Source organism: Bacteroides stercoris ATCC 43183 (genome assembly GCF_025147325.1).
Lineage (GTDB): Bacteria > Bacteroidota > Bacteroidia > Bacteroidales > Bacteroidaceae > Bacteroides > Bacteroides stercoris.
Window position 1 is genome coordinate 1,988,744 of the sequence record NZ_CP102262.1, and the last position, 25,087, is coordinate 2,013,830.

Below are 25,087 nucleotides of genomic sequence, written 5' to 3' on the forward strand. Positions count from 1 at the left end.
TTTAGTTTTTTAAGTTTGGATATTTATGGAACAGGCTGTTCCATTTCAGCCGGATAACTCCGAACACGGCTTCTCCGAAAATACTGCTGTTCATCTTGGATGTTCCCAGTTCGCGGTTGATGAAGATAACCGGCACTTCCTTTACATTCGCTCCGCATTTGTAAGCGGTGAATTTCATTTCTATCTGGAAAGCATACCCTTTGAAGCGGATGCCGTCCAGATTGATGGTTTGCAATACCTTGCGGCGGTAGCATACAAAGCCGGCGGTAGTGTCATGTATGGGCAATCCCGTGATAAACCGTACATATTTGGAAGCGAAATAAGACATCAGCACACGTCCCATAGGCCAGTTTACCACATTCACGCCGCTGACGTAGCGCGAGCCGATGGCCACATCCGCTCCCTCTTCGGTACAAGCCCGGTAGAGGCGGGGTAGGTCTTTGGGGTTATGGCTGAAATCGGCATCCATTTCGAATATATATTGGTAGTCGCGTTGCAAAGCCCATTTGAATCCGGCTATGTAGGCCGTACCCAGTCCCAGTTTTCCCTTACGCTCCACCATAAACAGGCGGTCGGGAAACTCGCGTTGCAAGTCTTTTACGATGGTGGCTGTGCCGTCGGGAGAACCGTCTTCGATGACAAGTATGTGGAATCCGTGTTCCAGGGCAAAAACGGCACGGATGATATTCTCGATATTTTCCCGTTCATTGTAGGTGGGGATGATGACAATACTGTCTGATGTCTGCATATTCATTGAAAATAGATGGAGCTTGTTATTGGGAACAAAAGTAGTGCTTTTCTATTACTTACAGATAAAACTAAGGATTATTTATGTATTTTTGCAACGGAAATTCGTTATGGAACATTTATGAGTTTACACAGATTATCGGTTTCTCTTAATCTGTGTAACTTTGTGTAATCTACGGTGAACTAAAAAAGACAGCAATGATTATTACCGAACTACAACAATTATACGCCACCCACCCTAATGTAGAAGGCATGTGCAAGTTGCTAAAGGACAATTCCGTCCGTCATCTCTATTGCAGTGGTTTGTGCGCCTCTGCCGCTTCACTGTTTTCATCCGTGCTGGTGCAGCAGGCGGAATGTCCGTTTGTCTTTATCCTCGGCGATTTGGAAGAGGCGGGATATTTCTACCACGACCTGACACAGATTTTGGGAACCGGACAGGTGTTGTTTTTTCCTTCTTCTTTCCGCCGTGCCATAAAGTACGGCCAGAAAGATGCGGCTAACGAGATTCTCCGTACGGAAGTGCTGAGCCGTTTGCAAAAGGGAGAAGAAGGGCTTTGTGTAGTTACCTATCCGGATGCGTTGGCGGAAAAAGTTGTATCCCGTGAGGAACTGGGAGATAAAACCTTGAAGCTTCATGCCGGCGAAAAGGTGGATATGGACTTTGTTACGGAAGTGCTGCGCAGCTATGGGTTCGAGTATGTGGATTATGTGTACGAGCCGGGGCAGTATGCTGTGCGCGGCAGTATTATTGACGTCTTTTCCTTTTCGTCCGAGTTTCCTTTCCGTATCGATTTTTTTGGAGATGAGGTGGAGAGTATCCGTACTTTTGAAGTGGAAAGCCAGCTTTCCAAAGAGAAGAAAGAGGAGATTGTCATTGTTCCCGATTTGAGCCGTAGCTTGGAGCAAGGGGGGAATGGCGGAATGGTTTCTTTCTTGGATTTTCTGCGGCCGGATACCTTGCTGGCGATGCGTGATTTCCTTTGGTTGCGGGAGCGTATTCAGGTCGTCCACGATGAATCGCTTACTGCACAGGCTATTGCAGCCTGCGAAGCCGAAGAAAACGGTGCAATCTCTCTGGAAGGTAAGTTGATTGATGGAGGAGAGTTTACTTTGCGTGCCCTCGATTTCCGCCGCATGGAATTCGGTACGAAGCCCACCGGAATGCCGGATGCGACAGTTGCATTCAGCACCGTTGCACAGCCTATCTTCCATAAGAATTTCGACTTGGTGGCAGAAAGTTTCCGCGACTATCTTTCCCGCAACTATACCCTCTATATATGCAGCGACAGTCTGAAGCAGACCGACCGTATCCGCGCTATCTTTGAAGACCGGGGAGATAATATCTCCTTCACACCCGTTGAACGTACCCTGCATGAGGGTTTTGCCGACGATACGTTGCGTCTCTGCATCTTTACCGACCACCAGCTTTTCGACCGTTTCCATAAATACAACCTGAAAAGCGATAAAGCCCGCAGTGGCAAGGTGGCCCTGAGTCTGAAGGAGCTGAACCAGTTTACCCCCGGAGATTACGTGGTACATACCGACCACGGCGTGGGGCGTTTTACGGGATTGGTACGTATTCCCAACGGAGACACTACGCAGGAAGTAATGCGCCTGGTCTATCAGAATGACGATGTGGTCTTTGTCTCCATCCACTCTTTGCACAAGGTTTCCAAGTACAAAGGCAAAGAAGGTGAAGCTCCCCGTCTCAACAAATTGGGAACCGGTGCGTGGGAGAAACTGAAGGACCGTACCAAGACCAAGATTAAGGATATAGCCCGCGACCTGATAAAACTCTATTCGCAACGGCGCGAAGAGAAAGGCTTCCAATACAGTCCCGACAGTTTCCTGCAACGGGAGCTGGAAGCGTCTTTTATTTACGAGGATACCCCCGACCAGAGCAAGGCGACTGCCGACGTAAAGGCGGATATGGAAAGTGCCCGTCCCATGGACCGGCTGGTATGCGGCGATGTAGGATTCGGCAAGACCGAGGTTGCCATACGTGCCGCTTTCAAGGCGGTGGCGGACAACAAGCAGGTTGCCGTTCTCGTTCCCACCACTGTCCTTGCCTACCAGCATTTCCAGACTTTCAAGGAGCGTCTGAAAGGTTTGCCTTGCCGTGTGGAATATTTGAGTCGTGCCCGGACGGCGGCACAGACTAAATCCGTTGTCAAAGGTCTTGCGGGGGGGGAGGTGAATATCCTTATCGGTACGCACCGCATCTTGGGCAAGGATGTTAAGTTTAAAGACCTCGGCCTGCTGATTATCGATGAGGAACAGAAGTTCGGCGTTTCCGTCAAGGAGAAACTCCGCCAGTTGAAAGTAAACGTGGATACCCTGACCCTGACCGCCACTCCCATTCCCCGCACTTTGCAGTTCTCCCTGATGGGTGCGCGCGATTTAAGCGTTATTCAGACGCCGCCTCCCAACCGTTACCCCATTCAGACGGAGGTGCATACTTTCGGTGATGAGATTATCACTGATGCCATTAACTTCGAAATGAGCCGCAACGGACAGGTGTTCTTTGTAAACAACCGTATCTCCAATCTTTCGGAACTGAAAGCGATGATAGAGCGCAACATTCCCGATTGCCGTGTCTGTATCGGTCACGGACAGATGGAACCTGCCGAACTGGAGAAGATTATTCTCGATTTTGTCAACTATGATTATGACGTTTTGCTCGCCACCACCATTATCGAGAGCGGTATCGACATACCGAACGCCAATACCATCATCATCAACCAGGCACAGAATTTCGGTTTGAGCGACCTGCACCAGATGCGCGGCCGTGTGGGGCGCAGCAACAAAAAGGCTTTCTGCTACTTGCTTGCTCCCCCCTTGTCCTCGCTTACTCTAGAAGCCAAACGCCGCCTGCAGGCCATCGAGAACTTCTCCGATTTAGGTAGCGGTATCCACATTGCCATGCAGGACCTCGACATCCGCGGTGCGGGTAACATGCTCGGCGCGGAGCAAAGCGGTTTTATTGCCGATCTGGGCTACGAAACTTATCAGAAGATATTGTCCGAAGCCGTACGTGAGCTTAAGACAGACGAATTTGCCGACCTCTATGCTGATGAATTGAAAGGCGACGGTACTATCAGCGGCGAGCAGTTTGTTGACGAATGCCAGGTGGAAAGCGATCTCGAACTGTTGCTGCCCGCCGCTTACGTCACCGGTAGCAGTGAACGTATGCTGCTCTATCGCGAATTGGACGGATTGACGCTGGACAGAGACGTAGATGCTTTCCGTGCCCGTCTCGAAGACCGTTTCGGACCTGTTCCGCCCGAAACGGAGGAACTGCTCCGCATCGTTCCCCTACGCCGTCTTGCAGCGCGTCTGGGAACGGAAAAGGTGTTCCTTAAAGGCGGTCGCATGACGCTGTTCTTTGTTTCCAATCCGGACAGCCCTTACTATCAGAGCCTGGCTTTCGGCAAAGTCATCGCCTACATGATGAAACATACCCGCCGTTGCGACCTGCGTGAGCAGAACGGCAAGCGGAGCATGGTGGTGAAGGACGTCACTACCGTGGAAGAGGCTGTGTCGGTGTTACAGGAGATTGTGGCGATGCAGGTGGAAGAATGATTCTATTGGCTTACGACTTTATTCTAAATTCCGGAACATGAGTTGACATCGGCCATGCGGGCAAAGGAGCAATATGCTCGTGGAGAATATATCTTTGTTTATTATTGATATAATGAGAGAAGTCTTCAAAAACGGATTCGATATGCTCCGTTCTTGAGGACTTCTCTGTATATAAGCGGTAACCGGATATCCTCAACTATTTGAGTGCATCCGTAAAATGGTCTCCGTACTGAGCGGTATTGTAAATGATTGCCCACAATGAAGCCCATAGTATTCCGCGGCCGTAGTATTTGTTGTCGGTGGTACTTGCCAGCGCACTATAAGTCGGTGTCCAGGTATTGGTATGCTGGCTGTCGCCGATAACTATAATTCGCCTTTGCAGGTCGACAGACAAGGAACATCCGTAACCGGGCACTTCCAGTACATGGGTTACTCCGGTAGGCGTGTCAAAGCTTCCGCTTATCCCGTCTCTATAAAACAAGGCGGTGAAGTCAATGGATTGCGACGGCTTGTAATTGCTGAACGGTCCGTTTTTGACAATATAATCCCATACAGGATCGTTGGAATGAGTTCCGACCCAAGTTGCAGATACGCTACTGTTGCTCTTGTAGGTATATCCCAATGAGGCGATCTTGGTGAACAAGGCCTGATTATCCGCGACACTGTTGTCAAGAGTGATTACGGCAATTCTGTTCTTGCCGGGACTGCTCTTGAGCCAAGTAAGCAGGTTGTCATAATAATTTGCAATTCTGCTTGTGTATGTTCCCGAGAAGAGAATGTTCACATTGTCCGGAATGTCTGCGCCTACTCCCGCATTGTTATTGTCGCTGTTCGGCAAAGTCGGTACTGCCGGAGTATAGACTATTCCTTGAGGACCGAAGAATGTGCCGTAATTGCCGTATTCGCGGAATGTGCTGAAAATGCCGTTGCCGAGTGAACCGTAGCCACCGGAAAGATTGGCGGTGTTAATCGCTATGGGCTGAAGCACCGTTCTTACGATAGCCAGACGGATTGTTACTGCCGTTCCGGCCAAAGTGAGTTTTACATTATAGGTGATGTTCCGGTTGGCGTCCTTGTACAGTGTTTTGGGAAAATTGACCTTGAATTTGGTACTCATGGTGTATTCGCTTCCCCAAGACATCTCCGTACCGTTTTCGCCGGTCATTTTTATATTGTACGCATGAGCCGTTGCCGGTTCGGGTTGTTCCAGTTCGGCAATCCATTGCATCCCGCTACCGCCTTGCAGAGTTATAAGTTGGGTCTCGTCCGCATTTTCGGATATGTAAAGCGTGTTGCCCGGAACTCCTGTACCGAATGACATCGGTTGCTGGCTGATGTCGATTACATGAGACTTCACTCCGGGAGAGGCTTTCAAAGCCAGATAGAGCCGGGCTTTCAGGATACCGTTGCCTTCATTATGACTTTTGGCCTTTACGGTGATACGGTTGAGCTTGGGATCGGACGCATCGTGCGTGTCCTTTACTTCAAAGGCTGCTGCATCGTTGCCTTCAAGCACGTATTCCCATTCGTTGACGGTTGAGCCGTCTGCCGTCAATCTGGGGTTGACAAGGAACGAATTGGTATTGTTGCCGGTGATTGTCAGTTCACCATCGTATTCAAAGTCGATGGAAGCAATATCTGGTGTCAGCGTAAATCCGGGCACACCGTCCTGAATCAGTAACATGGTGCCTTGTACCGAAGGGTCTTCTTTCAAGCTGACCACCATAAAACCATAACGCGGACTGATACCTGTGTTGTCGGTATGGGTATAGATGGGAATAATGTTGTTTACAGCTTTACTACTGTCGTAATCGGTTACGGCGGCGGAACCCGTTTGGGCAAAAGAGAAGAATGCACCGGCTCCCGGGGGATAGATGCTTGCGCTCCACTCTCCCGAACTCTTTACTGCAATGGGAGATACAGCCACACCGGCGGTATTGCCAAAATGGGAAATGGTTTTCGGGTTCAGTTCCAGATAGAGGTCTCCGCCTTCCAACTGTACCACGTCTATGGTCGCTTTCAGATTGCCGAAAGAGAGTTCTACGATTCCGCTGCACCGGTCTTTTACATTGTCCAGTGCAGTGGCCGATACGGTCAGTGTTTTGCCGTTCAGAGTGGCGGACAGACCGTTGTCCAGCACCTTTTTGCTGACGGATAACGTCCCTTCGCCAAAAGTGAATATGCCCAAATCATAACTGCCGCCATTGGGGGTGAACAGAACTTTTTTGGAAGGTATGGCCAGAATGTTGTCACCATCGAATTGCACCGTGCCGTGGCTGTCCATATCCCAGTAGTTGATGGAGTAACTTAAAGAAGTCAGTGCGCCTTTATAGGCTTCCAGTTCGGTGGCATATCCTTCTTTCTTTACGGAATTGACGGTGAGTTTGTACACATTATTGCGTTTGAGCGACTGTCCCGATTCCAGCGGGTGTACATTGACGCGGTGATACGATGCCGTACCGCTCTGCTTGTTTCTTACTTTGATGATGAGGCAGGTAGTCACCTGGTCGTTCTGTTTGGGGGCGGGTACATAGTTTTCGTATGCGTATAGTTTTCCTACAATGTCGGCACCGGCTTCGCTCTCCACTCCGTAGAGTCTTGCAATTCGTTTCGCCGCTTTGTCGAAAGCAGTAGGCTCTCCGTTCCACACAAAGAGGGAAGGGTATCCGTTCCATACGGAAACGGATTCAAGCGTATATCCTGCCGCCGAGTTATACACGTCGAAACGGGCAACGGAACGTTGCAATACTATGCTGATTTTAGTATCTTCCGATTCTTTTCTAAGCGAAGCGCTCATAAGCAATGCTTCGCTCACTATCGGTTTTGTAATATATTCGGGGATATCTGCGGATGTACCTGCCATAAAAGCCTGTACTTCCGCCCGGGCTGTTTTGAAGTTGCTGTTCTTAATGGCGTTTTTCCAGTCGTCCATACTTTGCGAACCGTCTGTGGGCAGATAGTTGCTTCCCATATTGGCTACAGCTAAAATATCATAAGCATCTGTCGTTTTTAGTCCTATATCCGAAAAGTCGAACACAATGTCGGTATTCATCTCCAAGGGAGAGCCGGATGCAGAGGTCAGTTCTTTCCAGCCTTTGAATGTGCCGGTACCGTTACCGTTTGATTCGAAGAAAATCAAATCGAGCGTTTTTATATTCTCTTCCCCGGCTTCCGGTGCGATGGCCGCACGTGTAGCCAATCCGCTGGCGGGGTCTTGTACACTGAAGCTGATAGTCAGTTTTCTGTTTTCTTGTGGAATGAGCCCGCTATCGTCTTCCAAATTGCAAGACGTGAAAACGGCCGGTATCAGAAGAAAAGCATACCATAATATTTTTCTCATTATGTTGATTGTTTTTATTGTAATGATGTTATATAATTATTCTCCTAAATCGGTGCTGATGTCGCCATCCAGTTCCCAGTCATTCTGCCCTTGATTATACAGGTGTATTTGTATTTCCAGTCTGATTCGTCCGGAAAGCAGCACGATTGTATCGGAGTTGGTACCGGCGGAGTTTTTATCGTAGTCTCCCAAAGCCGTTATTTTCAGTCCGGCAGGATAGCCGTCGGCATCGTTCACAAACAGGGCTTCGAAGCGGTTGTTGCGGATGCCGTTTGCGATGTTTGTGGCAGGCCCGTTTAGGTCCGTTTTAAAAGCCATGGTAATAGCTTCTGACAGGATATTGCTTTTCATGCCGATAGTAACAGCAGAGTTTGCCTTGCGGTATAATACCGCTTCACGCTTTTCCGTCCACAAGTAGTAATTGCCGCTTGCTCCCATCTGTCCTTCCGTCATGTCCCATTCTATGATGTTGACATTGATATGGACGGAAGGCTGGCTGGCGGCTGTTTCCTTATCCGCATATCCCGGACCGTCGGCAGAATTGATATTGAATACGTACTTCTTGTTCCGTATGATTTTGATGAGCTTGTTTGCATCGGTATCTTCAAAATCAACGGGGTAATAGCCTTTCGTTCCTTTGTATTCGGCTCCGATGACGAGGCGGGTATGCTTCTTGTCTGCAGTTTCGTTCTCCGTATCGTTGTCGTACAGATAAAGCTTGTTGGCAATGGAACGGTCGGTGCTGTTGTAGCTGTCCGATTCCAAAGTCAGGCCGGTCTGCATATCTGCGGGTGAAGAGGCTTCCAGAGCCTGCCCATCTGTAACATTAGCAGGGACGTTGCCTAAGAAGCCCTTGTCGGGCACATGAAACAGGGTGATGTCTTTTAATATAAAATAGTCGATGCCATTGGCTACATACACATCTACTGATGCGACCGAACGGGTCAGGCTCAGTAGCGGCCAATAATTGATTACACGGTCGTTTACATCCTGCTTCTTCAGCATTCCCCACATGGGCAGGCTGGTAAAAGCTGTATTTTCCTGGAGCAGCCTTTGAGGGTTTGCATCAACCAAGGTTTTTCGAAAGACTTCCCAATCCGCCTGCTGCCTGTATTGTTTTTCCGTGGCTTTATCGGGAAGCATTTCCCCGATGAAGCTACGGCAATTGGCCAAGAAATAGGCATCGTAGTCTTTGCCTACGGGAAGAGTCGTCCGCAACTTTCCGTTTATCTTGAAAGTCGCCCGCCAACATATAAACTTTCCGTTGGAATCGAAAAGCAATATATCCAGATTATCGATGATGTTTTCGTCCGGAGTGGCTGACGGGACATTGCGGGGCGTTCTGTCCGCTGCAACAGTAATTTCCACTTCGGATTCGTCCGAAGCGTACGTAATGGGAGTTTCGTCTTCAATCCTTGACTGACACGACCAAAGTCCCGCCAATGCGCATATTGTTAATAGTATAAATGATTTTCTCATATTTTTACCGTTTTTTTATTAAAGTACAGTCACTGCCTTACGAATCTGCCATGAGCCGACTGTAATAATCGCTTCCATTTTCGTCGGTCTGATTACAACATTGATTTGTGCGCCTCGTAGCGCTTGAGTCTCCGTATCTACGCTCAGGCAGGCTGCTCCGTCTTCAAGAATCGTGACAACAATGTTGTCTCTCTGCCCGGTTGCCGAATCGACGGAAGCAGGCATGACCTTGTTCTCCGCAACGTATTCATTGCTGCTTTCTATATAGGCGAAGCTGTCTTCTATCACAATCCTGCTGCCGTTTTGTTTGTCTTCAGCAATATTGTATGAATGGGATGAACCGTAAATGGCCATGCTGAGTGTTCCGGAGTATCGGGTTGCGAAATTGCTTCCTTCTTCTATGGTGACGGAAATGCTGCATAACTGTTTTTGGACATCGACACTGAGAATACGGTTTTCCTGTCGGTTGTGGGTAAACGCCATACTTCTCAGGAAGAGTTCCTGCATGGAACCGTTATAGGCAGATGACAGCTTCGTGGCATGTTCGCCCATACTGAACCTGGCGGTGGAATAGCTTTCATCGTCATGCAATGCGGGGGAAGTCTTTTTGATATCCTCGTTGCCTGTCAATGTCCATGCCACAAGATAGGCATTTCCCGAATAGGACAACTCAAGAGGGTAAGGCTTACCCCCTTTGATGTTTTCATAGGGGATATGCCTTTCATTCATCTTTTTTCCCTGGTCGTCATACAGATATAATTCTATGTCTTCGGCTATGGTTTGGTCAAAGCCGGCCGTGTTGCCGTCATACGTGAAGAGCAGATTCAATGAGCCCTCGTCACAACCTGTGTGAGGACCTTCATGGGTACATCCGGTGAGGGATAATGCCATTGATATTATTAGAATTACTTTCTTCACGATATTTGTACGTTTATAGGTCTACATCTTGGGTTCTGACATCCCACTTGGCTACTTCAATGTCTATTGTAATGCTGCTTTCGGAAGGGTCGATAACAGGTCCTTCTTCTTCGGCTTCTTTCGGAGTACCCCATCCTACGGTAGTGATGTCCTGCATCGTGATGCGGTAAATGCTGTTACGGAATATTTTCCAAGCGTCGTCTTTCAGAAGATTGACTCTCCAGTAGCGGGTCACATCTGAAACTCCTGTGCCAGAGAATGTTCCCTTGATGATGAAAGCCACAACTTCATCTTTGTCGAATACCGTTGCCGCCTGTCCGTTGCCGCCTTGCAGCATGGTAGGAATGTTTTCGTATACATAGACCGGTTTGTCGTAGCCAGCCGGCAGGAAGCCGTTTGATGTTTCGCTGTTATCATCGCTTTTTACGGAATATACGGTCTCTACAGTTGCACCGTCGGGGCTGAATGTAGTTTTGAAGTTGGATGCAGTGGCAAAACGTTCCCAGTTTGTCAGGTTCTCGTATTCAAAAGCCAGTGATTGGTTGATGCCGTTGATTACCATATAACCCTTGAATGTCCATTTCAAATCGTTTGGAACGGTTTCGGAAGTGCCGAGTCCCAATATTTTAAGCAACTCGGCATCGGGTATTTTTATTTCGTTGGTAGGGGCTACCCTGGGGCTTTCAACCTTACTCAGCAAACGGCGTATGGAAAGGCTTAATTTGTTTGTCTCGCCTTCCACTACATTGGCCGTCCCTTCTGCCGCCATGGCAAACCCGAGGGAAGTACTGATGTCCGAACGGGAGTTTGTGCCATCCAAAGAAAGCTCTTTGTATGAGCTGCTCTTTTTGAAATCTGCCAAAGAGGCAGGGGCGGGTGAGGGTTCACCTAAGTTTTGGTTGGCAGCAGTAAGGATGGTCAGACTGCCGGCGTTGACAAGGAATGTGTATTGATTGTCGGATGCCACGCTTGCCGGTTTATAATACTTCTGGAAAGAACCGTCGCTGTTGAAAACAAAGAACTCCAATGAGTTGATGTCGTTTTCGTTGGTTGCGCCCGTTTCTTCTCCTGTCAGTGCACGGGTGTCGGCATTTCCTTTTATATTGACGGTAATGGGGGTTAACTCACCTTTGCCGGGAGTCGGATGATTGTCTGAATCATTGCATGACAGCAATGTGAATGCAGTTGCGGAAACTGCCAAAAGATTTCTTAATTTCATAATTAAAGTTTTGTTAAGTTATTAGAAAAGTGAATTGCATACTCCCTGTCGGGAGTCTTTTTATTTTATATTCTTATTTTTTTTCGTAAAATACCTTGATACAGGTGCTTGAACGGAGTGCCGGAAAGAAGTTCTTCAGCATATAACGGTAAGGGACTCCGGCTTTCAGGTACATAAGTTCGTTCTTTCTGCCACGTTTGCCCGAGCTTCCCTCGACGGGAGTGACACTGAGAATATTGAGTACCGTTTCCTTATCCGGCATATCGGATTTACCGACCATCTGGGACAAACCGTACCAGTCTATCTTGCCGTTAATTACCTCGAATGTACCGGAGTCGAGCCGGGTGTGCCGCATCAGATACTTTTTCAATGCAGCGGCGCGAAGCATTGCAAGGTCGGAGTTTATGCGGATATCGCCATCGGGAGACGCATAACCTGCAATCAGGATATGACTGATGCGACTGTCGGGAGACTGGTTAATCTTCAGGATAATATCGACCAGTAAATCCAGATTCCGACTGTTGTTCCGGTATTCGGGAAGCAGGGTTGCCGAACCAGTTTTAAATAAAATGGAAACAGCATTGCTCCGGTTTTCTTCATCAAATTCGCTTCTCGTGGACTCGTCAGCCAGAAAATCGTAGTCTTGAGCCAGCTTTTCGGCAGTAGTAAGAACAGGTATGACAGTTTCGGCGGTATCGGTAAATTGTACGATTTCCACATCCGGGTCCTGAAGTATTCTGTTGTTGACAACGGCTGTTGTCAGTATGGCTTGTTTGGCGCATAATTTAATGTTGCTTTCAAAGGTAAGTATGCTTCCTCGCATCCAGTCTTCGTATTTCATGGTTGCATTGTACTGTAATGCAGGGGACATCCTCTTCCTTTTGCCAATTATTGCAAAAGAGGGGAACCGTGCTTGATGAACGCCATCGGAAATTACCGGAGTAACCGTAATGCGTTCCGGCTTTCGGGTATTGAACCGGGCGGAAGCACAACTGAAGCTGAGCTCTATACTGTCACCTGTATTCCGCACTTGAATTTGAGTGATGGACAGGTGTCTTCCCTGAGACCCGCTTTCTGTTGATGCCCGGGCATAGGCAGGTATCAGTAGTGAAATGAATGAAATGATGATAATAATAGGATTCATTAGGTTTATATTTCTCCGGATTATTTAATGTTGTAGATTAATGAAATGCCTATTTGGGTGGGCCCGAAATAGGTCTTTTCAGCATGTTCGGACTTGTTACAGCACCAGTCCCTGTTATCTGTCTTGTCGAATGTGAATTGCACGACTCCTATTCCAAGGTAAGCCTCTATGCCCCATCTTTTGGAGAATGCCCAACTGTATCCGTAATTGATTCCGACTCCTGCTCCCCAACCTTCGTAGCGATAGTTCTTATCGAGCATGCTGAATAGGCTATACCCGGCGATATTGTATTTTGTGACAATGCCATGAATGCCGATAAAATGTCCGTTTGATGCTTCACAAAGCCAGTATCTCACTTCGGGTTGCACTAACCAATGTACCAGCTTGTCATTATCGCCTTTTTTCCCTTCACGGTTCCATGGATTATAGCTGCCGACTATGTTGAGGCTTATCTGTGGGGTTATTCCTATTTCCAAACCCAGATTGGGAGTTAAGGTAGCAGCGTACAGGAGATTTGTTTTGAGAGCCAGATGTGTCTTTTTCTTTTTTATTTTTTCCCATGAGGCGGTTGTGTCGATGTCGATCATCACTTCATTGGTCGGCGGACTGTTTTGCGCTTGTGTCCAAGAGTGTGCCGATAATACCCCTATGAGCATAAGCAGAAGTTTATATTTAGAGTATCGGATTCTGTTTTTAATTGTACGCTGTATCATTGCTACTGACTTTTTGTTACCAACCGATTGCTTTTAAGAGAGTGTTGGAGTCCGGAAAGCCGGATACGATGTCCGGTTTTCGTACTTTTATTATTACTAAGTTCAAGAGAATTTTAATTGGTCGGATGGTATTATTGCAAACGGAACAATTAGCTTCTAATGATATGCCTGTATACTAATTTTTACAAATAGTTATCAGGCAATGTCATCTATCAACATCGATAACTATTCATTTGTTTTATGAAAGTAAGTTTATTTTAATAGAAAAGAATGTTTTAACTTATTGAAAGTTGCCTGTCACAGGATATGGATGGTCCGGTTGTCGGTGCTGTTATTTCCCGTACAGCTTGTCAATCAAATCTTTTCGTCCTATCCGTCGCAGTTCATTGATAATATTTCTCCGTTCTTCGGGTTTGTACCAGAAGAAGAACTGACGTTGTGCCAATTTCTCGCGCTGGGTCTTGGCACTGAATACGGGTTCCAGTGTATAGGGGTGGAAACCAGTGTACCATGCTTCGGTAGCAACGGTCATGGGGGTAGGAGTAAAGTCCTGTACCTGTTCCAGATGAAAGTCCAGACGCTTGGTGATGACAGCAAGTTCCGCCATATCTTCTTCCTTGCAGCCGGGGTGGCTGGAGATAAAGTAGGGGATGAGCTGTTGTCTCAGACCTTCTTCGCGGTTGATACGGTCGAATATCTTTTTGAACTCTCCGAACTGGCTGAATGGCGGTTTGCGCATGATGCTGAGCACCCGTTCCGAGGTATGCTCCGGCGCAACTTTAAGGCGGCCGCTGACATGGCGAACTATGAGTTCGCGGGTGTATTCCTGCGTGCTTTTGTTGGTTTTGGGGTCTTTGCTTTGGTGCAGCAGCAGGTCATAGCGTACACCGCTGCCGATAAATGATTTTTTGATGCCGGGCAGACTGTCTACCGCATGATAAATATCGAGTAGCGGACTATGGTCTGTATTCAGGTTAGGACATACTTTGGGGTGGATGCACGACGGGCGTTTGCACTTCTTACACATGGCTTCATCACGTCCCCGCATCTTGTACATATTGGCAGAAGGACCGCCCAAGTCGCTAAGATACCCTTTGAAATCCGGCAATTCCATTACTGCCTTTACTTCTTTCAATATGCTTTCCTTGCTGCGGCTGACGATAAACTTGCCCTGATGTGCCGAAATGGTACAGAAAGCACAACCGCCGAAACATCCGCGATGAATGTTGACGGAGAACTTAATCATATCGTATGCGGGTATGCGTTTGCCCTTATATTTGGGATGCGGGAGACGCGTGTAAGGCAGGTCGAAAGAACGGTCGAGTTCCGCTTCCGTCAAGGGCGTATAAGGCGGGTTGACAACGACAGTTTGCCTGCCTACGGCCTGCAAGATACGCGAAGCAGCATATTTATTACTCTCTTCTTCGATATGGCGGAAGTTGGAAGCCTGTTTCTTCTTGTCTTTCAGACATTCTTCATGTGTGAATAGGGTGATATCTCCTTCTTGCGGCAGCACTTCTTTCGTAAGATAAGCCAATTGGGGGATGTCAAGAATCGGTTGTTGCTGTTTCAGTTTTCGTACAAGTTCCATAATGGGTTTTTCACCCATGCCGTATATCAGTGCATCGGCACCGCTGTCCACAAGGATGCTTGGGCGCACACGGTCTTGCCAGTAGTCGTAATGTGTCAACCGGCGCATGCTTGCTTCGATGCCGCCCAGTATGACAGGTACATCGGGGTATAGCTTTTTCAGTATTTGGGTATAGACAATCGAAGGATATTCGGGACGCATGTCCGGACGTGCGTCGGGAGTATAGGCATCATCGCTGCGCAGACGTTTGTTGGCAGTGTATTTGTTGACCATGCTGTCCATACAGCCTGCACTGACACCGAAGAAGAGACGGGGACGTCCCAGTTTCTTGAAATCCCGTAAGTCATCTCGCCAGTTGGGTTGGGGTATAATCGCCACACGCAAACCTTCCGCTTCGAGGATGCGCCCAATGACGGCTGCCCCGAATGACGGATGATCCACATACGCATCACCGCTGAACAAAATAACGTCCAGCTCATCCCACCCGCGAAGTTCCACTTCTTTCCTGGTTGTAGGCAACCAATCAGTCAGTCTGTACTCTTTCATGGGTGCAAAGATACGGAAAGTTTTAATTACTTACAGAATTGTACCAGCATTTCCTCTCCGTCATAAATCTCCCGGAAGCCGATTCCCTGTTCGGCAAGATACTCTTTGAGGTCATTAAAGGCGGTTGCATCGTCCATAATGATTTCCAGTTTCTCGCCTTTTCCGGCTTCGCACATGGCCTTTATGGCCGGAATAAGAGGACTGTACAGGTTCTGTCCGCGTGTGTCGATGGTTCTCATTTATTTTCTTCCTCTTCTATGGTTGTTTGTTGGGAAAGCCATTGCAGGTAGAGCTTGATAAGCTGCTGTAATCCGAAGGCTTTCATATTGTTGTGGTAGATAACATCGATGCAGAGGTCGAGCAGGTCTTTGCTGTCCTCTTCCTGGGCGGCGATGAGGGAACGGATATTCAGTTTGAGTTTGTCGAGCACGGTTTCGTCCACGATGCCGTTACTGTCGATGAGATGACGGAAGAGACCGTATTTTTCGATAGTGGCAAGGTTTTCTTCCGATATTTCCAAGTTGCGGGTTCCGCTGGGATTGGCTTGTATAGTGTACATGGCGTTAATGTTTTAATGGTTAATATTCAGTGATTCATATTTTCTGTAAAAGCAAAGATAAGTTTTTCACCACAGATTATACCTATTTCACCGGATTATTTATCAAGATTGCCGTTATTCTCTGTGTACACCTGCATTATCGGCGGAAAAGAAATGCAGAATGGATGCCATAACCGCTGTTCTGCCGGCTTCTTCCCGGATACTTTCAAAGGGAAATGACATGATGAATGTGCGGTAGTCGTTACCTTTATAAGCTACGGCAGCAGGAAGATTTCTCCCGGTATAGGTCATTACGGGAAAGGCGGTTGCCATAGGGCGGATACAATCGGGGGTCGTCACGGGATAAGCCCGTTCATTGGGCAGGCGGGGAATGCTGAGGATGCGCCCCAAACCTTGTATGCCGATATGTTCGCCGGATACCTGTAAGCTGCTGTCGAAACGGTATTTCAGGATGTTTTGGGTGAATTCCCGATTGCCTTGCGAGTCGTTCATGTCGCTGCCTATGTATGCACCGCTGACCAGTAGATTGCCGCCCGACCGGCAGTAAGCTGTCAAGGCACGCTGCATGGACGAAGAGAAAGTTTTGTAATAGGTTGCCCGTGACAGATTGCCGTCCGTCTTTTCCAGTCCCAGAATATAGTCTGCTATTGGATATTCTTCCAATGCTACACTACCGTTTTCTACGGCTTCGTCGCTGCATGAAGTAAAGCTGTAGCTGCCGACGGCCTGTATGGCTTTACCGTGTATAAAGGGATAGTCGAATGTGTTTCCGGTTATTTTTATCCCTTCGTATTCATTGCCGCTTTCTCCCAAACGTTTTCCGGCTTCTTTGCGGTCGAAATTCAGCTGGCTGCCGCAGAGTGATATATCATATAGATAAGGTACTCCGGGGTCTTTCGTCAAATCAAAGCCGGCTTCGTCGGGTGTGTTTATCACAGCAGGGCTACTGATACGGTCGAAACCGTTGATGATGAGAACGCGTGCTTTTTCGTGCTTGGACTTGTATGCGGCAAGGATTTCGGACGGGAAGCTTTCACCACCCCGGTTCACTGCCGTTACTTTGAAGGAATAGACGATGCCCGGTTCTATCTTCAGAGTGTGGAAAGGATTGCTTACGCGTACACCATTGTCAAATCCGCCTCGCCCGATGCGTGTATAGACAATGTATTCGCGGGGTGTGGCAGTCGGTTCCAACGGGTCATCCACTCCTTGCCAGGAAAGTTCCAGGGTATTTTTCTTCTTACCGAAGCGGACGGAGAAATTGTTGACAGGTAAGGGCTGTACGACGTATTCTTTATTATGCTGGGTACAGATATATTGCAGGATGGATTTGTATAGGGCACGACTTGCCGTGAACTTGAATTTGGGGTCGTGTCCCAAGCGCATGTCGGCAAAATTCTGGTGCGACAGAAGTTCTACGATTGTGGAAGGAACAGCAGGCAGGCGGGTCTCGCTATAGTTACGGTTCCACATGCTGCGGCGCGTCCAGTCTGCGTTGAAAGTGGAACGGATGTCCTGTTGCAGACGGGTGAGGAACAGGTCGGTAAGGTCGCGCGAAGCGTAGCGGTTTGTTCCTGCCGCTAACTTGCCATCGTTGAAATGGGTAGTGTAGATGCCGAGTGTACCTACAATCCGGTCGTCTGTCCTGAAACCCGCATCACTGTGCAGTGCCATACTCATCTCAAGAGGAACTCCCAATCCCGGTTCTTTGGGGTTGAATACGGAACCGCCCGACAGGTAGTTGATTGTACGCGAACGTACATTGATATCATCCGAAAGGTCGTTCTGTCCTTTGTATCCGGCATATACGGGGTAGGGCATACCGGCCCATTGAGCGGAATAACGCGCGCCTTCCAGATAACGGGGCAGACCGCTGACTTGGCCGCCGCGCGCAATGTTGCCCATACCACCGCCGAAGCGCACGGCATCGGAGCATACCACTCCTTTTTCCCGGCTTTCATTGCTCAATACTACCATGCCGTAGTCGTTGCTTCCTTTGTCGAAAGTAAAAGTGCCGAGATATACCCATGTGCCGCCGCCTATACGTTGGTTTACTTTAAACTCAGCGACACCGCCGTTATGGAATACAAGGTATTTGGCATCGCTCACGCTGTTGGGCAGGCTTTGATAGGAAACGTATACAGCATATTCTCCGGTTTCCGGGATGTCGGGAACCCACTCGGCAAAGGCTTTGTTTTTCTTCTTTTCAGTTTGTGCAAAGCGGGCTGTACCGTCATGAAAAGGATTTTCTCCTTCCGTGTAGATACGCTTCTGTTGTGCAAATCCAGGCAGAGCGGTTTTTTTCCACTGTGCTTTTCTGCTCTTTACCTCAAGATAGAGGGAGTTTGTGGTGTTCCGGTTGTCATCGTTGTCTACAATGATTTCCTGTTTTTGCGTGTCCCGTTCGCGAGGGGTGAATACGTTGGCTCCCGCATTTTCCAGCATCGGGATGAGGTAAGGCAGGATGAACGATTGTGTGAATTGGTCTTCGGAGGTACAGAACAAGCGCGGACGCTGCCAACCCCATTTGTCTTTGTTATTGATGTAGTATTTTCCGTGACTTTGCCACAGAGCGATATGGCGTCCCTCCAGTCCGCGGGTTATTTCAAAAGGACGGGATGTACGGGTCACCCAGGGAGCATCTTTATAGTGTATATCGGTAAACAGGCGGCTCTTGTCTTTTTTTCCGTTTCTGTATGTGTTGGGAATAAGTTCGTTGATGGAATATCCGTCTGTAAAGACAGTAATGTCGAAGTAAGTTACGGGACCCGGAAGAATTTCTTTGATGTTCCGGTAAATTCTGTTCACCGTTTCCGGCCGGAAGGGCTGGTAGGAGAATGTATTATCGGCATAGATGCGGATTGTTTTTCGGTGGAAATCGATAAGTACACTGTCGAGTCGGCATGTACCGATATTGACATTGACAGGGATATACGTTTGGAAAAAGGCCTGTAGCCGTTCCCGAACGGCCTGTTCTACGTCTTGTGAAAAGACAGAACCAACTCCTGCGAGCAGGAACAATATGGATAAATATAGTTTTTTCATGTCCGATGGTTAAGTACCGTACAAAAATACATAAAAAAGAGTGAGAAGTTCATCACTTCCCACTCTCTTGTTTCTATTTAGCAAACATTTACAGCGGAATGTATTCTACGAATGCTTCCATAGCTTCGTAGGATGCCAGACCCAGGCTGTCGTACAATGCAGCTGTACCGCGGTTGCGGTCTTCGCTTCGTTGCCAGAACAGACGTTCGTCGTTGCCCAGGAATGGTGCGCTCTCCATCTGGCTTTGGTGCTTCAGGATAGAGTTACGTTTCGCACGTAATTCTTCGGGACTGATGGGCACTGCCATTTCAATGTTCTCGATTTCCCATTCTGCCCATGCACCGCGATACATCCAGATGCGGCAATCTTTCAGCCATTTGGCTCCTTCTTCCTTTTCAAGGTCGATAGCTGCGAATACGGCATCCGTACAAACACGGTGTGTGCCGTGTGGGTCGGCAAGGTCGCCGGCAACGAAGATTTGGTGGGGTTTCACTTCACGCAACAGGTTGCGTACGATTTCCACATCGGCTTCGCTGATGGGGTTCTTCTGAATCTTACCAGTTTCATAGAACGGCAGGTCGAGGAAATGGCAGTGATCCAACGGGATATTATTATAGGTACATGCCGTACGCGCTTCACCGCGGCGAATCAGTCCTTTGATAGTCAGGATGTCGCGGGTGTCCATATCACCGTCTTTCTTATCTTTCAGATAGTTGCGGATTTCGGTGTACTTTTCGTTGATAACTTGGTCCTCACTGTTGTTAAAGAGTTGGTTGAAACCGTTGATGAAGTGCAGGAAACGGATTACCTCTTCATCGCCTACGGCAATGTTGCCGGAAGTCTCATAGGCCACATGTACGTCATGTTTCTGTTCTACCAGTCGGCGGATAGTACCTCCCATGGATATGACATCATCGTCCGGATGCGGAGAGAATACAATGACACGTTTTGGATACGGTTTCGCACGTTCGGGGCGATAAGTGTCGTCTGCATTCGGCTTGCCGCCCGGCCAACCAGTGATGGTGTGTTGCAGATCGTTGAAAATCTTGATGTTTACATTATAGGCAGAACCGTAGAGGGCAAGCAACTCACTCAGACCGTTTTCGTTATAATCTTTGTTAGTCAGTTTCAGAATCGGCTTTCCGGTCAGTTGGCATAGCCAGACGATGGCGCTGCGAATCAGTTTGTCGTTCCATTCGCAGGAAGTCACCAGCCAGGGACGTTGGATACGTGTCAGATTGGCGGCTGCCGAAAGGTCGATGGCGATATGGGCATTGTTATGGGTTTGAAGATAAGAGGCAGGAATTGTATCCGTTACGTTACCTTCCACACATTCTTTTACCATTTTGGCTTTTTCCTCACCCCATGCCAGCAGATATACTTTCTTGGCGGAGAGAATCGTGGCTACACCCATTGTTATGGAACTTACCGGTGTGCTTTCAATGCTTCCAAACATTTTGGATGCTTCGTTGCGTGAGTCACTGTCCAGCAAAATCAATCGGGTGGTGGAGTTCAGGCGTGAACCCGGTTCGTTGAAACCTATATTACCGACACGTCCGATACCTAATACAGCTATATCAATGCCGCCGAAACTTTCGATACGTTGCTCGTACAAACGGCAATATTCGAAAATAGTATCTTTGGCGATAGTACCGCTGGGACTGAATACGTTCTGCATGTCAATGTCTACGTGGTCGAGCAGCATTTCCTTTAAAGAATTGAGGTTGCTGTTCACAGCGTCTGAAGCCAACGGATAATATTCGTAAAGGTTGAATACCACTACATTGCGGAAACTCAGTCCTTCTTCTTTATGCATGCGCACAAGGGCCGAATAGACATTGCGCGGTGAGTTGCCGCCAGCCAGTGCCAATACACAGAAGCGTCCGGCCTTTTGCTTGTCACGAATCATCTGTGCGATGTCCAATGCAATTTGGTTGGCTCCTTCTTCGGGAGACTCGTAAATGTCTGTCGGAATTTTCTCGAGACGTGTCAGTACCGATCGCTCGAAAGCGTTCTCCGGTCTGTAGTACCTGGGGGATACTCTGTTCAGAGTAATTTGAGAACTAAGATTGGTTTTCATACAATATTTGGTTATTAATAAATGATTAAAGCTGTTCGCTTGTTCAAAACTTAACAAAAATACGAAAAACAAAGTTCATCCGCATGATGTTGGGATAAATTTTATGATAAAGTATCGGTTTCAGGCACTAATTTACCCATTGCCCATACTGCTCTAATCTTCAAATCTTCGTCCATTACGATAATATCGGCATCTTTCCCTTTTTGGAGCGAGCCTTTACGGTCGTATACACCCATGATGCGTGCCGGTGTTTCGGATACCATTCGTGCGGCGTCTGCCAGAGGTATATCGGCTTTCTGCACCATTGTACGTATCAGCCGGTCCATAGTAGCCACACTGCCGGCAAGGGCGGAGTGGTCCGCAAGCTTACAGACTCCGTCTTCAATGATGACACGCGGGTCGAAAGCTTCTTTGCTGTCGCTGGCCGCACATGCCAGGGCATCGGTGATGGCGCACATCCGTTCCACACCTTTTATCTTGTAGACCAGGCGCAGGATTGTGGGCGGTACATGGATACCGTCGGCTACAACTTCCACAGTCATGTCGTCCATGAGGTAAATGCTCTCCACAGTGCCTTCGTATTTGTATTCACGGCGTTTGTGGAATCCGGGCATTGCATTATAGAAATGTGTAGCATGTGTGTATCCGGCTTCATAGGCTGTACGTATGTCCTCAAATTCGGCTTGTGTATGGGCTACCGAAGCCAAAATGCCTTTTCCGGTGATATATTTTCCGAACTGCATGGCTCCGGGTAATTCGGGAGCAGCATCCCAACGCTTGATGCAGTGCCAGTTTTCCACGATAGGAATGTATTCGTTAGGGTCGGGATTCTTGATGTTCTCGGGCATCTGTCCGCCTGCCATCGCCATGTTCAGATAGTGGCCTTCGAGGTGCAGACCCAGTATAGGACTGTCTTTTTCCGCCATCATCTTCGTACAAGTCTCTGCCGCCTGTTCAATCATCGGTACGGTAGAAGAGGACAGAGTAGGGAATATGCTGGTAGTTCCGTATTTCATGTGGGTTTGGACCGCACCGCGGAAAGCGTCTTCGGTACATTCCATAAAATCGCGTCCGCCACCGCCATGTGCATGGATCTCTACACCGCCGGGCAGTACATACATTCCTTTTACATCAATCAGTTGTGCACCGATAACGGCGAGGTCGCAATTGGTTACTTCTAAAATTTTTCCGTCTCTGATGAGTACGGAACCGTCCTTGAGCCAACCTTGAGGGGTCAGAATACGTGCGTTGATAAGTTGAGTCAACATAGGATTTAGGGGTTAGTGTTAATAAATTAAATGTTTCAGTCGTCAGACATTATTTCAAAGGACAAAAATAACTACTTTTTAGGTAAGATGCACTCCATACATTTAGGTATTTCTATTAAATACTCTAAAATTTAATACGTAATGTTTAAAGAAATACCTGTTTAATATCTTTTAATCAGGATGATGGTAAGCGGGAACTTTATTTTCGTTATTTTGTTTTACTTATGATAAACTTAATAAAACGATGGATTATGAAAACATGGAAAGTAGAAGCGGCTATTATTGCCGTTGGTATGGTACTGCTGGGAGTGATAATTAAATGGGGTATAAATGATTTTATAGATAAAGAACGTATTGTCAGTGTAAAAGGGTTGGCTGAGATGGAAGTTCCTGCTGATAAGGTGATATGGCCCTTGATGTATAAAGATATAGGGAATGATCCGTCGCTGCTTTATGCCAATATGGAACAGAAAAACAAGGCAATTGTGAAATTTTTGGAAAGCAACGGCATTGCTAAGGAAGAAATCAGTATTGCCCCTCCGGAAGTGATAGATATGCAGGCCGAACGCTATGGAAATCGTGATATTGCTTATCGGTATAATGCTACATCAGTCATTACGGTTACTTCAAAAAATGTAGATAAGGTACGGAAACTGATGTCGGAACAGGCTGAACTGTTGAAACAGGGTATTGCCATCAGTGGAGGTGATTATCGCTATAATGTGGTGTATGAATTTACAGGCTTGAATGATGTGAAACCGCAAATGATAGAAGAAGCTACGAAAAATGCCCGTGCCGCTGCCGAAAAGTTTGCAAAAGACTCAGACAGTAGCCTGGGTAAGATACGGAATGCTTCGCAGGGACAATTCTCCATATCGGACAGAGATGCCAATACGCCTTATATTAAAAGTATACGGGTAGTGACTACCGTGAATTACTATCTGAGACGATAGTGAATGAATCCGCATCTTTCCATGCCGGAAATTTGTTTCTGAATTCTTGTAGTGCGGAAAGTTCAAGAGTAGCCGTAGCTGTTCCTTCTTCATGGTCGGGCACTTGAATCTGCATTTCACCTTTGTATGAGTAGATTGCGCTGCCGCCGTTATAGGAGAAGCTATTACTGTCTTTACCGATACGGTTTACACCGCAAACGTAACTGATATTTTCCAATGCCCGTGCCTGTAAAAGTATGTCCCAGACTTTACGTCGGGGTACAGGCCAGTTGGCAACGTAAATCAGGAGGTCGTATTCATTGCCTGTATTCCGGCTCCATACCGGAAAGCGCAGGTCGTAGCAGACGAGTAGCAGTATATTCCAACCTCGATACGGAATTATGATACGACGGCTGCCTGCCGTGAAATTATCTGTCTCGTTGCCCATGCGGAACAGATGTCGTTTATCGTAAAAATAAGCTTCCCCTTCGGGAGTGAGGAAAAAGGCGCGGTTGTAATAGGTAGAGTTTTTGTAGGATGATGGATTGCTTTCAGATGAAACAAAATTCTCTTCACAAGCTATATAGCTTCCGGCAATAGCTATCTGATATTCTGAAGCCCATTGGCGTAGTGTTGTAATTGTATTACCTGTTACCGGCTCTGCCAATGTGTCGGTGTTCATGCTGAAACCGGTAGAAAAGGTTTCCGGTAAAACAATAATCTCCGTCGCTCCGCGAAGAGCTTCCAGCTTTTCGCGAAGACGGCGAAGATTGTCTTGTTTATTCTCCCAAGCAATATCCATTTGTAGGATACTGACACGCAGTTGGTTCATTTTAGTAAACAGTTGCTATCGGTTGTCTTTTAATTTATTCCAACGGAGAAATTCTCAGGAATCTTTCCGCGAAAATCTTTAAAATAGAGCTTTATTTCATGCATGTCCTTCTCAAAGTCTCCTGTTGGCATTATTGCCTTGGTGGAAGTTATAGTCTTGGTAGGATAATCTATACCGATAAGCATGATAGGAACTTGTGCTTTCAACGCAATGAAGTAAAAACCTTTTTTCCAGTTAGGGTTGGATTTGCGCGTACCTTCCGGAGTAATGGCTAAATGAAACAGTTTGCTTCCGGCAAATCTGTTTGCCATCTGGTCTACCAAAGATGTGTTCCGGCTTCGGTCTACCGGTATGCCGCCGATGGCTCTGAATATCAATCCTAAAGGAAAAAAAAACCACTCTTTCTTCATCATAAAGCTGGTTTTTCGTCCGATGGCACCATAAAACAGTTTGCCGATAAACAAATCCCAGTTGGATGTATGTGGCGCTGCACAAATGACACATTTGTCATAGTTGGGCACTGTTACATTTGTTTTCCAACCTAACAGGCGATAATAGATAAAACTATATAGTCTTTTCTTCATTCTTATTATTTAAGTTTGCCGATAGCTTCAATGATTGAGTCTACTTTTGCATTAAAATCAGAACGGAATTTCTTGTAGTAACCTTTTACATTTCCCGGTTCGGTATGGCTGATACGGCTGATGAATTCATCTTGCATTTTCAGAATTTCACCCATTAGTTCATCAGCTTTCTTCTTGTCTGTTCCGGGTACATACAGACTGTTCATAAGGCATTCGGCGAATAATTCACCGGCAATATAATTGACGTTCTTTTTCAATGCTTTTCTACTTGCCATAATCTTTACTTTTTATGTGAATGAATAGTGTTATTTTCGGTAAAGATAGTGTTTTTCTTCATGAGTTGAGTGAAAAAATGAAAATTTATGTGTTTTTAATGAGAAATAGTTCGTGGAATAATTCTACATTTGTGGAGATTTTCTACAATGTGAGTGTGGAAAGCAGGTGGAATATTACTACTTATATATATGTTCATGTCTGATAACTAAACTATTATATAATAAAGAAT

18 protein-coding genes are annotated in these 25,087 nt (G+C 47.1%); 2 read left to right on the forward strand and 16 right to left on the reverse strand.

The features are described 5' to 3' along the window. Position 1: 1 nt before the first annotated feature. Positions 2-754, reverse strand: coding sequence for a polyprenol monophosphomannose synthase (locus NQ565_RS08010; protein WP_005654860.1), 753 nt, complete (start codon positions 752-754; stop codon positions 2-4). Positions 755-945: 191 nt separating this feature from the next. Between NQ565_RS08010 and mfd the strand changes: the two genes are divergently transcribed. Next, positions 946-4,332, forward strand: coding sequence for a transcription-repair coupling factor (gene mfd, locus NQ565_RS08015; RefSeq protein WP_005654862.1), 3,387 nt, complete (start codon positions 946-948; stop codon positions 4,330-4,332). Positions 4,333-4,528: 196 nt separating this feature from the next. Here mfd and NQ565_RS08020 read toward each other — a convergent pair whose 3' ends face one another. The 12 genes from NQ565_RS08020 to nagA all read right to left on the reverse strand — a co-directional run bounded on the left by NQ565_RS08020 (position 4,529) and on the right by nagA (position 22,234). After that, positions 4,529-7,672 carry a hypothetical protein gene (locus tag NQ565_RS08020; protein WP_005654866.1) on the reverse strand — a complete coding sequence of 1,048 codons (3,144 nt, stop codon included), beginning with the start codon at positions 7,670-7,672 and terminating at the stop codon, positions 4,529-4,531. A 36-nt stretch (positions 7,673-7,708) separates the two neighbouring features. Next, positions 7,709-9,151, reverse strand: coding sequence for a fimbrial protein (locus NQ565_RS08025; RefSeq protein ID WP_005654868.1), 1,443 nt, complete (start codon positions 9,149-9,151; stop codon positions 7,709-7,711). 18 nt (positions 9,152-9,169) lie between these two features. After that, positions 9,170-10,069 carry a FimB/Mfa2 family fimbrial subunit gene (locus tag NQ565_RS08030; protein WP_117857861.1) on the reverse strand — a complete coding sequence of 300 codons (900 nt, stop codon included), beginning with the start codon at positions 10,067-10,069 and terminating at the stop codon, positions 9,170-9,172. A 13-nt stretch (positions 10,070-10,082) separates the two neighbouring features. After that, complete coding sequence (locus tag NQ565_RS08035; RefSeq protein WP_005654870.1) at positions 10,083-11,288, reverse strand: fimbrial protein; 1,206 nt, start codon at positions 11,286-11,288, stop codon at positions 10,083-10,085. A gap of 73 nt (positions 11,289-11,361) precedes the next feature. Next, entirely contained in the window at positions 11,362-12,432 is a 1,071-nt protein-coding gene (locus NQ565_RS08040) for an OmpA family protein (protein WP_005654872.1), read from the reverse strand. A 20-nt stretch (positions 12,433-12,452) separates the two neighbouring features. Beyond that, the gene (locus tag NQ565_RS08045; RefSeq protein WP_005654874.1) at positions 12,453-13,145 is read right to left on the reverse strand and encodes a DUF3575 domain-containing protein; all 693 of its coding nucleotides are present in this window, start codon (positions 13,143-13,145) and stop codon (positions 12,453-12,455) included. Between the two features lie 331 nt (positions 13,146-13,476). Continuing rightward, on the reverse strand, positions 13,477-15,282 hold the full coding sequence (locus NQ565_RS08050) for a YgiQ family radical SAM protein (RefSeq protein WP_005654879.1): 1,806 nt from the start codon (positions 15,280-15,282) through the stop codon (positions 13,477-13,479). Between the two features lie 26 nt (positions 15,283-15,308). After that, positions 15,309-15,521 carry a sulfurtransferase TusA family protein gene (locus NQ565_RS08055; RefSeq protein WP_005654881.1) on the reverse strand — a complete coding sequence of 71 codons (213 nt, stop codon included), beginning with the start codon at positions 15,519-15,521 and terminating at the stop codon, positions 15,309-15,311. Beyond that, a complete protein-coding gene (locus tag NQ565_RS08060) occupies positions 15,518-15,841 on the reverse strand; it encodes a hypothetical protein (RefSeq protein WP_005654882.1) in 324 nt (107 codons plus the stop codon). Before NQ565_RS08060 ends, NQ565_RS08055 begins: the two co-directional genes overlap by 4 nt. A 114-nt stretch (positions 15,842-15,955) precedes the next feature. Beyond that, a complete protein-coding gene (locus NQ565_RS08065; RefSeq protein WP_005654883.1) occupies positions 15,956-18,886 on the reverse strand; it encodes a golvesin C-terminal-like domain-containing protein in 2,931 nt (976 codons plus the stop codon). Between the two features lie 88 nt (positions 18,887-18,974). After that, positions 18,975-20,966 carry a glucosamine-6-phosphate deaminase gene (locus tag NQ565_RS08070; RefSeq protein WP_005654884.1) on the reverse strand — a complete coding sequence of 664 codons (1,992 nt, stop codon included), beginning with the start codon at positions 20,964-20,966 and terminating at the stop codon, positions 18,975-18,977. Between the two features lie 101 nt (positions 20,967-21,067). After that, on the reverse strand, positions 21,068-22,234 hold the full coding sequence (gene nagA / locus NQ565_RS08075) for an N-acetylglucosamine-6-phosphate deacetylase (protein ID WP_005654885.1): 1,167 nt from the start codon (positions 22,232-22,234) through the stop codon (positions 21,068-21,070). A 251-nt stretch (positions 22,235-22,485) separates the two neighbouring features. On the opposite strand from nagA, the gene NQ565_RS08080 reads away from it, so the two are divergent. Further along, positions 22,486-23,187, forward strand: a complete 702-nt coding sequence (locus tag NQ565_RS08080) for an SIMPL domain-containing protein (RefSeq protein WP_016661332.1) — start codon at positions 22,486-22,488, stop codon at positions 23,185-23,187. Here NQ565_RS08080 and NQ565_RS08085 read toward each other — a convergent pair. Genes NQ565_RS08085 through NQ565_RS08095 form a run of 3 tightly spaced genes read right to left on the reverse strand, consistent with a single transcriptional unit; the run spans position 23,159 to position 24,857 of the window. Then, positions 23,159-23,998: an amidohydrolase gene (locus NQ565_RS08085; RefSeq protein WP_005654887.1), complete on the reverse strand. Its 840-nt coding sequence runs from the start codon at positions 23,996-23,998 to the stop codon at positions 23,159-23,161. The genes NQ565_RS08080 and NQ565_RS08085 overlap by 29 nt on opposite strands. A 29-nt stretch (positions 23,999-24,027) precedes the next feature. Continuing rightward, complete coding sequence (locus NQ565_RS08090; protein ID WP_005654888.1) at positions 24,028-24,582, reverse strand: 1-acyl-sn-glycerol-3-phosphate acyltransferase; 555 nt, start codon at positions 24,580-24,582, stop codon at positions 24,028-24,030. Positions 24,583-24,587: 5 nt separating this feature from the next. Further along, positions 24,588-24,857: a hypothetical protein gene (locus tag NQ565_RS08095; RefSeq protein ID WP_005654889.1), complete on the reverse strand. Its 270-nt coding sequence runs from the start codon at positions 24,855-24,857 to the stop codon at positions 24,588-24,590. Positions 24,858-25,087: the final 230 nt, after the last annotated feature.

What these genes read in the sequence shown, in the direction of transcription:
- NQ565_RS08010 (WP_005654860.1), bottom strand. Translation starts at nt 754, where the DNA reads ATGAATATGCAGACATCAGACAGTATTGTCATCATCCCCACCTACAAT.
- mfd (WP_005654862.1), top strand. Translation starts at nt 946, where the DNA reads ATGATTATTACCGAACTACAACAATTATACGCCACCCACCCTAATGTA.
- NQ565_RS08020 (WP_005654866.1), bottom strand. Translation starts at nt 7,672, where the DNA reads ATGAGAAAAATATTATGGTATGCTTTTCTTCTGATACCGGCCGTTTTC.
- NQ565_RS08025 (WP_005654868.1), bottom strand. Translation starts at nt 9,151, where the DNA reads ATGAGAAAATCATTTATACTATTAACAATATGCGCATTGGCGGGACTT.
- NQ565_RS08035 (WP_005654870.1), bottom strand. Translation starts at nt 11,288, where the DNA reads ATGAAATTAAGAAATCTTTTGGCAGTTTCCGCAACTGCATTCACATTG.
- NQ565_RS08040 (WP_005654872.1), bottom strand. Translation starts at nt 12,432, where the DNA reads ATGAATCCTATTATTATCATCATTTCATTCATTTCACTACTGATACCT.
- NQ565_RS08045 (WP_005654874.1), bottom strand. Translation starts at nt 13,145, where the DNA reads ATGATACAGCGTACAATTAAAAACAGAATCCGATACTCTAAATATAAA.
- NQ565_RS08050 (WP_005654879.1), bottom strand. Translation starts at nt 15,282, where the DNA reads ATGAAAGAGTACAGACTGACTGATTGGTTGCCTACAACCAGGAAAGAA.
- NQ565_RS08055 (WP_005654881.1), bottom strand. Translation starts at nt 15,521, where the DNA reads ATGAGAACCATCGACACACGCGGACAGAACCTGTACAGTCCTCTTATT.
- NQ565_RS08060 (WP_005654882.1), bottom strand. Translation starts at nt 15,841, where the DNA reads ATGTACACTATACAAGCCAATCCCAGCGGAACCCGCAACTTGGAAATA.
- NQ565_RS08065 (WP_005654883.1), bottom strand. Translation starts at nt 18,886, where the DNA reads ATGAAAAAACTATATTTATCCATATTGTTCCTGCTCGCAGGAGTTGGT.
- NQ565_RS08070 (WP_005654884.1), bottom strand. Translation starts at nt 20,966, where the DNA reads ATGAAAACCAATCTTAGTTCTCAAATTACTCTGAACAGAGTATCCCCC.
- nagA (WP_005654885.1), bottom strand. Translation starts at nt 22,234, where the DNA reads ATGTTGACTCAACTTATCAACGCACGTATTCTGACCCCTCAAGGTTGG.
- NQ565_RS08080 (WP_016661332.1), top strand. Translation starts at nt 22,486, where the DNA reads ATGAAAACATGGAAAGTAGAAGCGGCTATTATTGCCGTTGGTATGGTA.
- NQ565_RS08085 (WP_005654887.1), bottom strand. Translation starts at nt 23,998, where the DNA reads ATGAACCAACTGCGTGTCAGTATCCTACAAATGGATATTGCTTGGGAG.
- NQ565_RS08090 (WP_005654888.1), bottom strand. Translation starts at nt 24,582, where the DNA reads ATGAAGAAAAGACTATATAGTTTTATCTATTATCGCCTGTTAGGTTGG.
- NQ565_RS08095 (WP_005654889.1), bottom strand. Translation starts at nt 24,857, where the DNA reads ATGGCAAGTAGAAAAGCATTGAAAAAGAACGTCAATTATATTGCCGGT.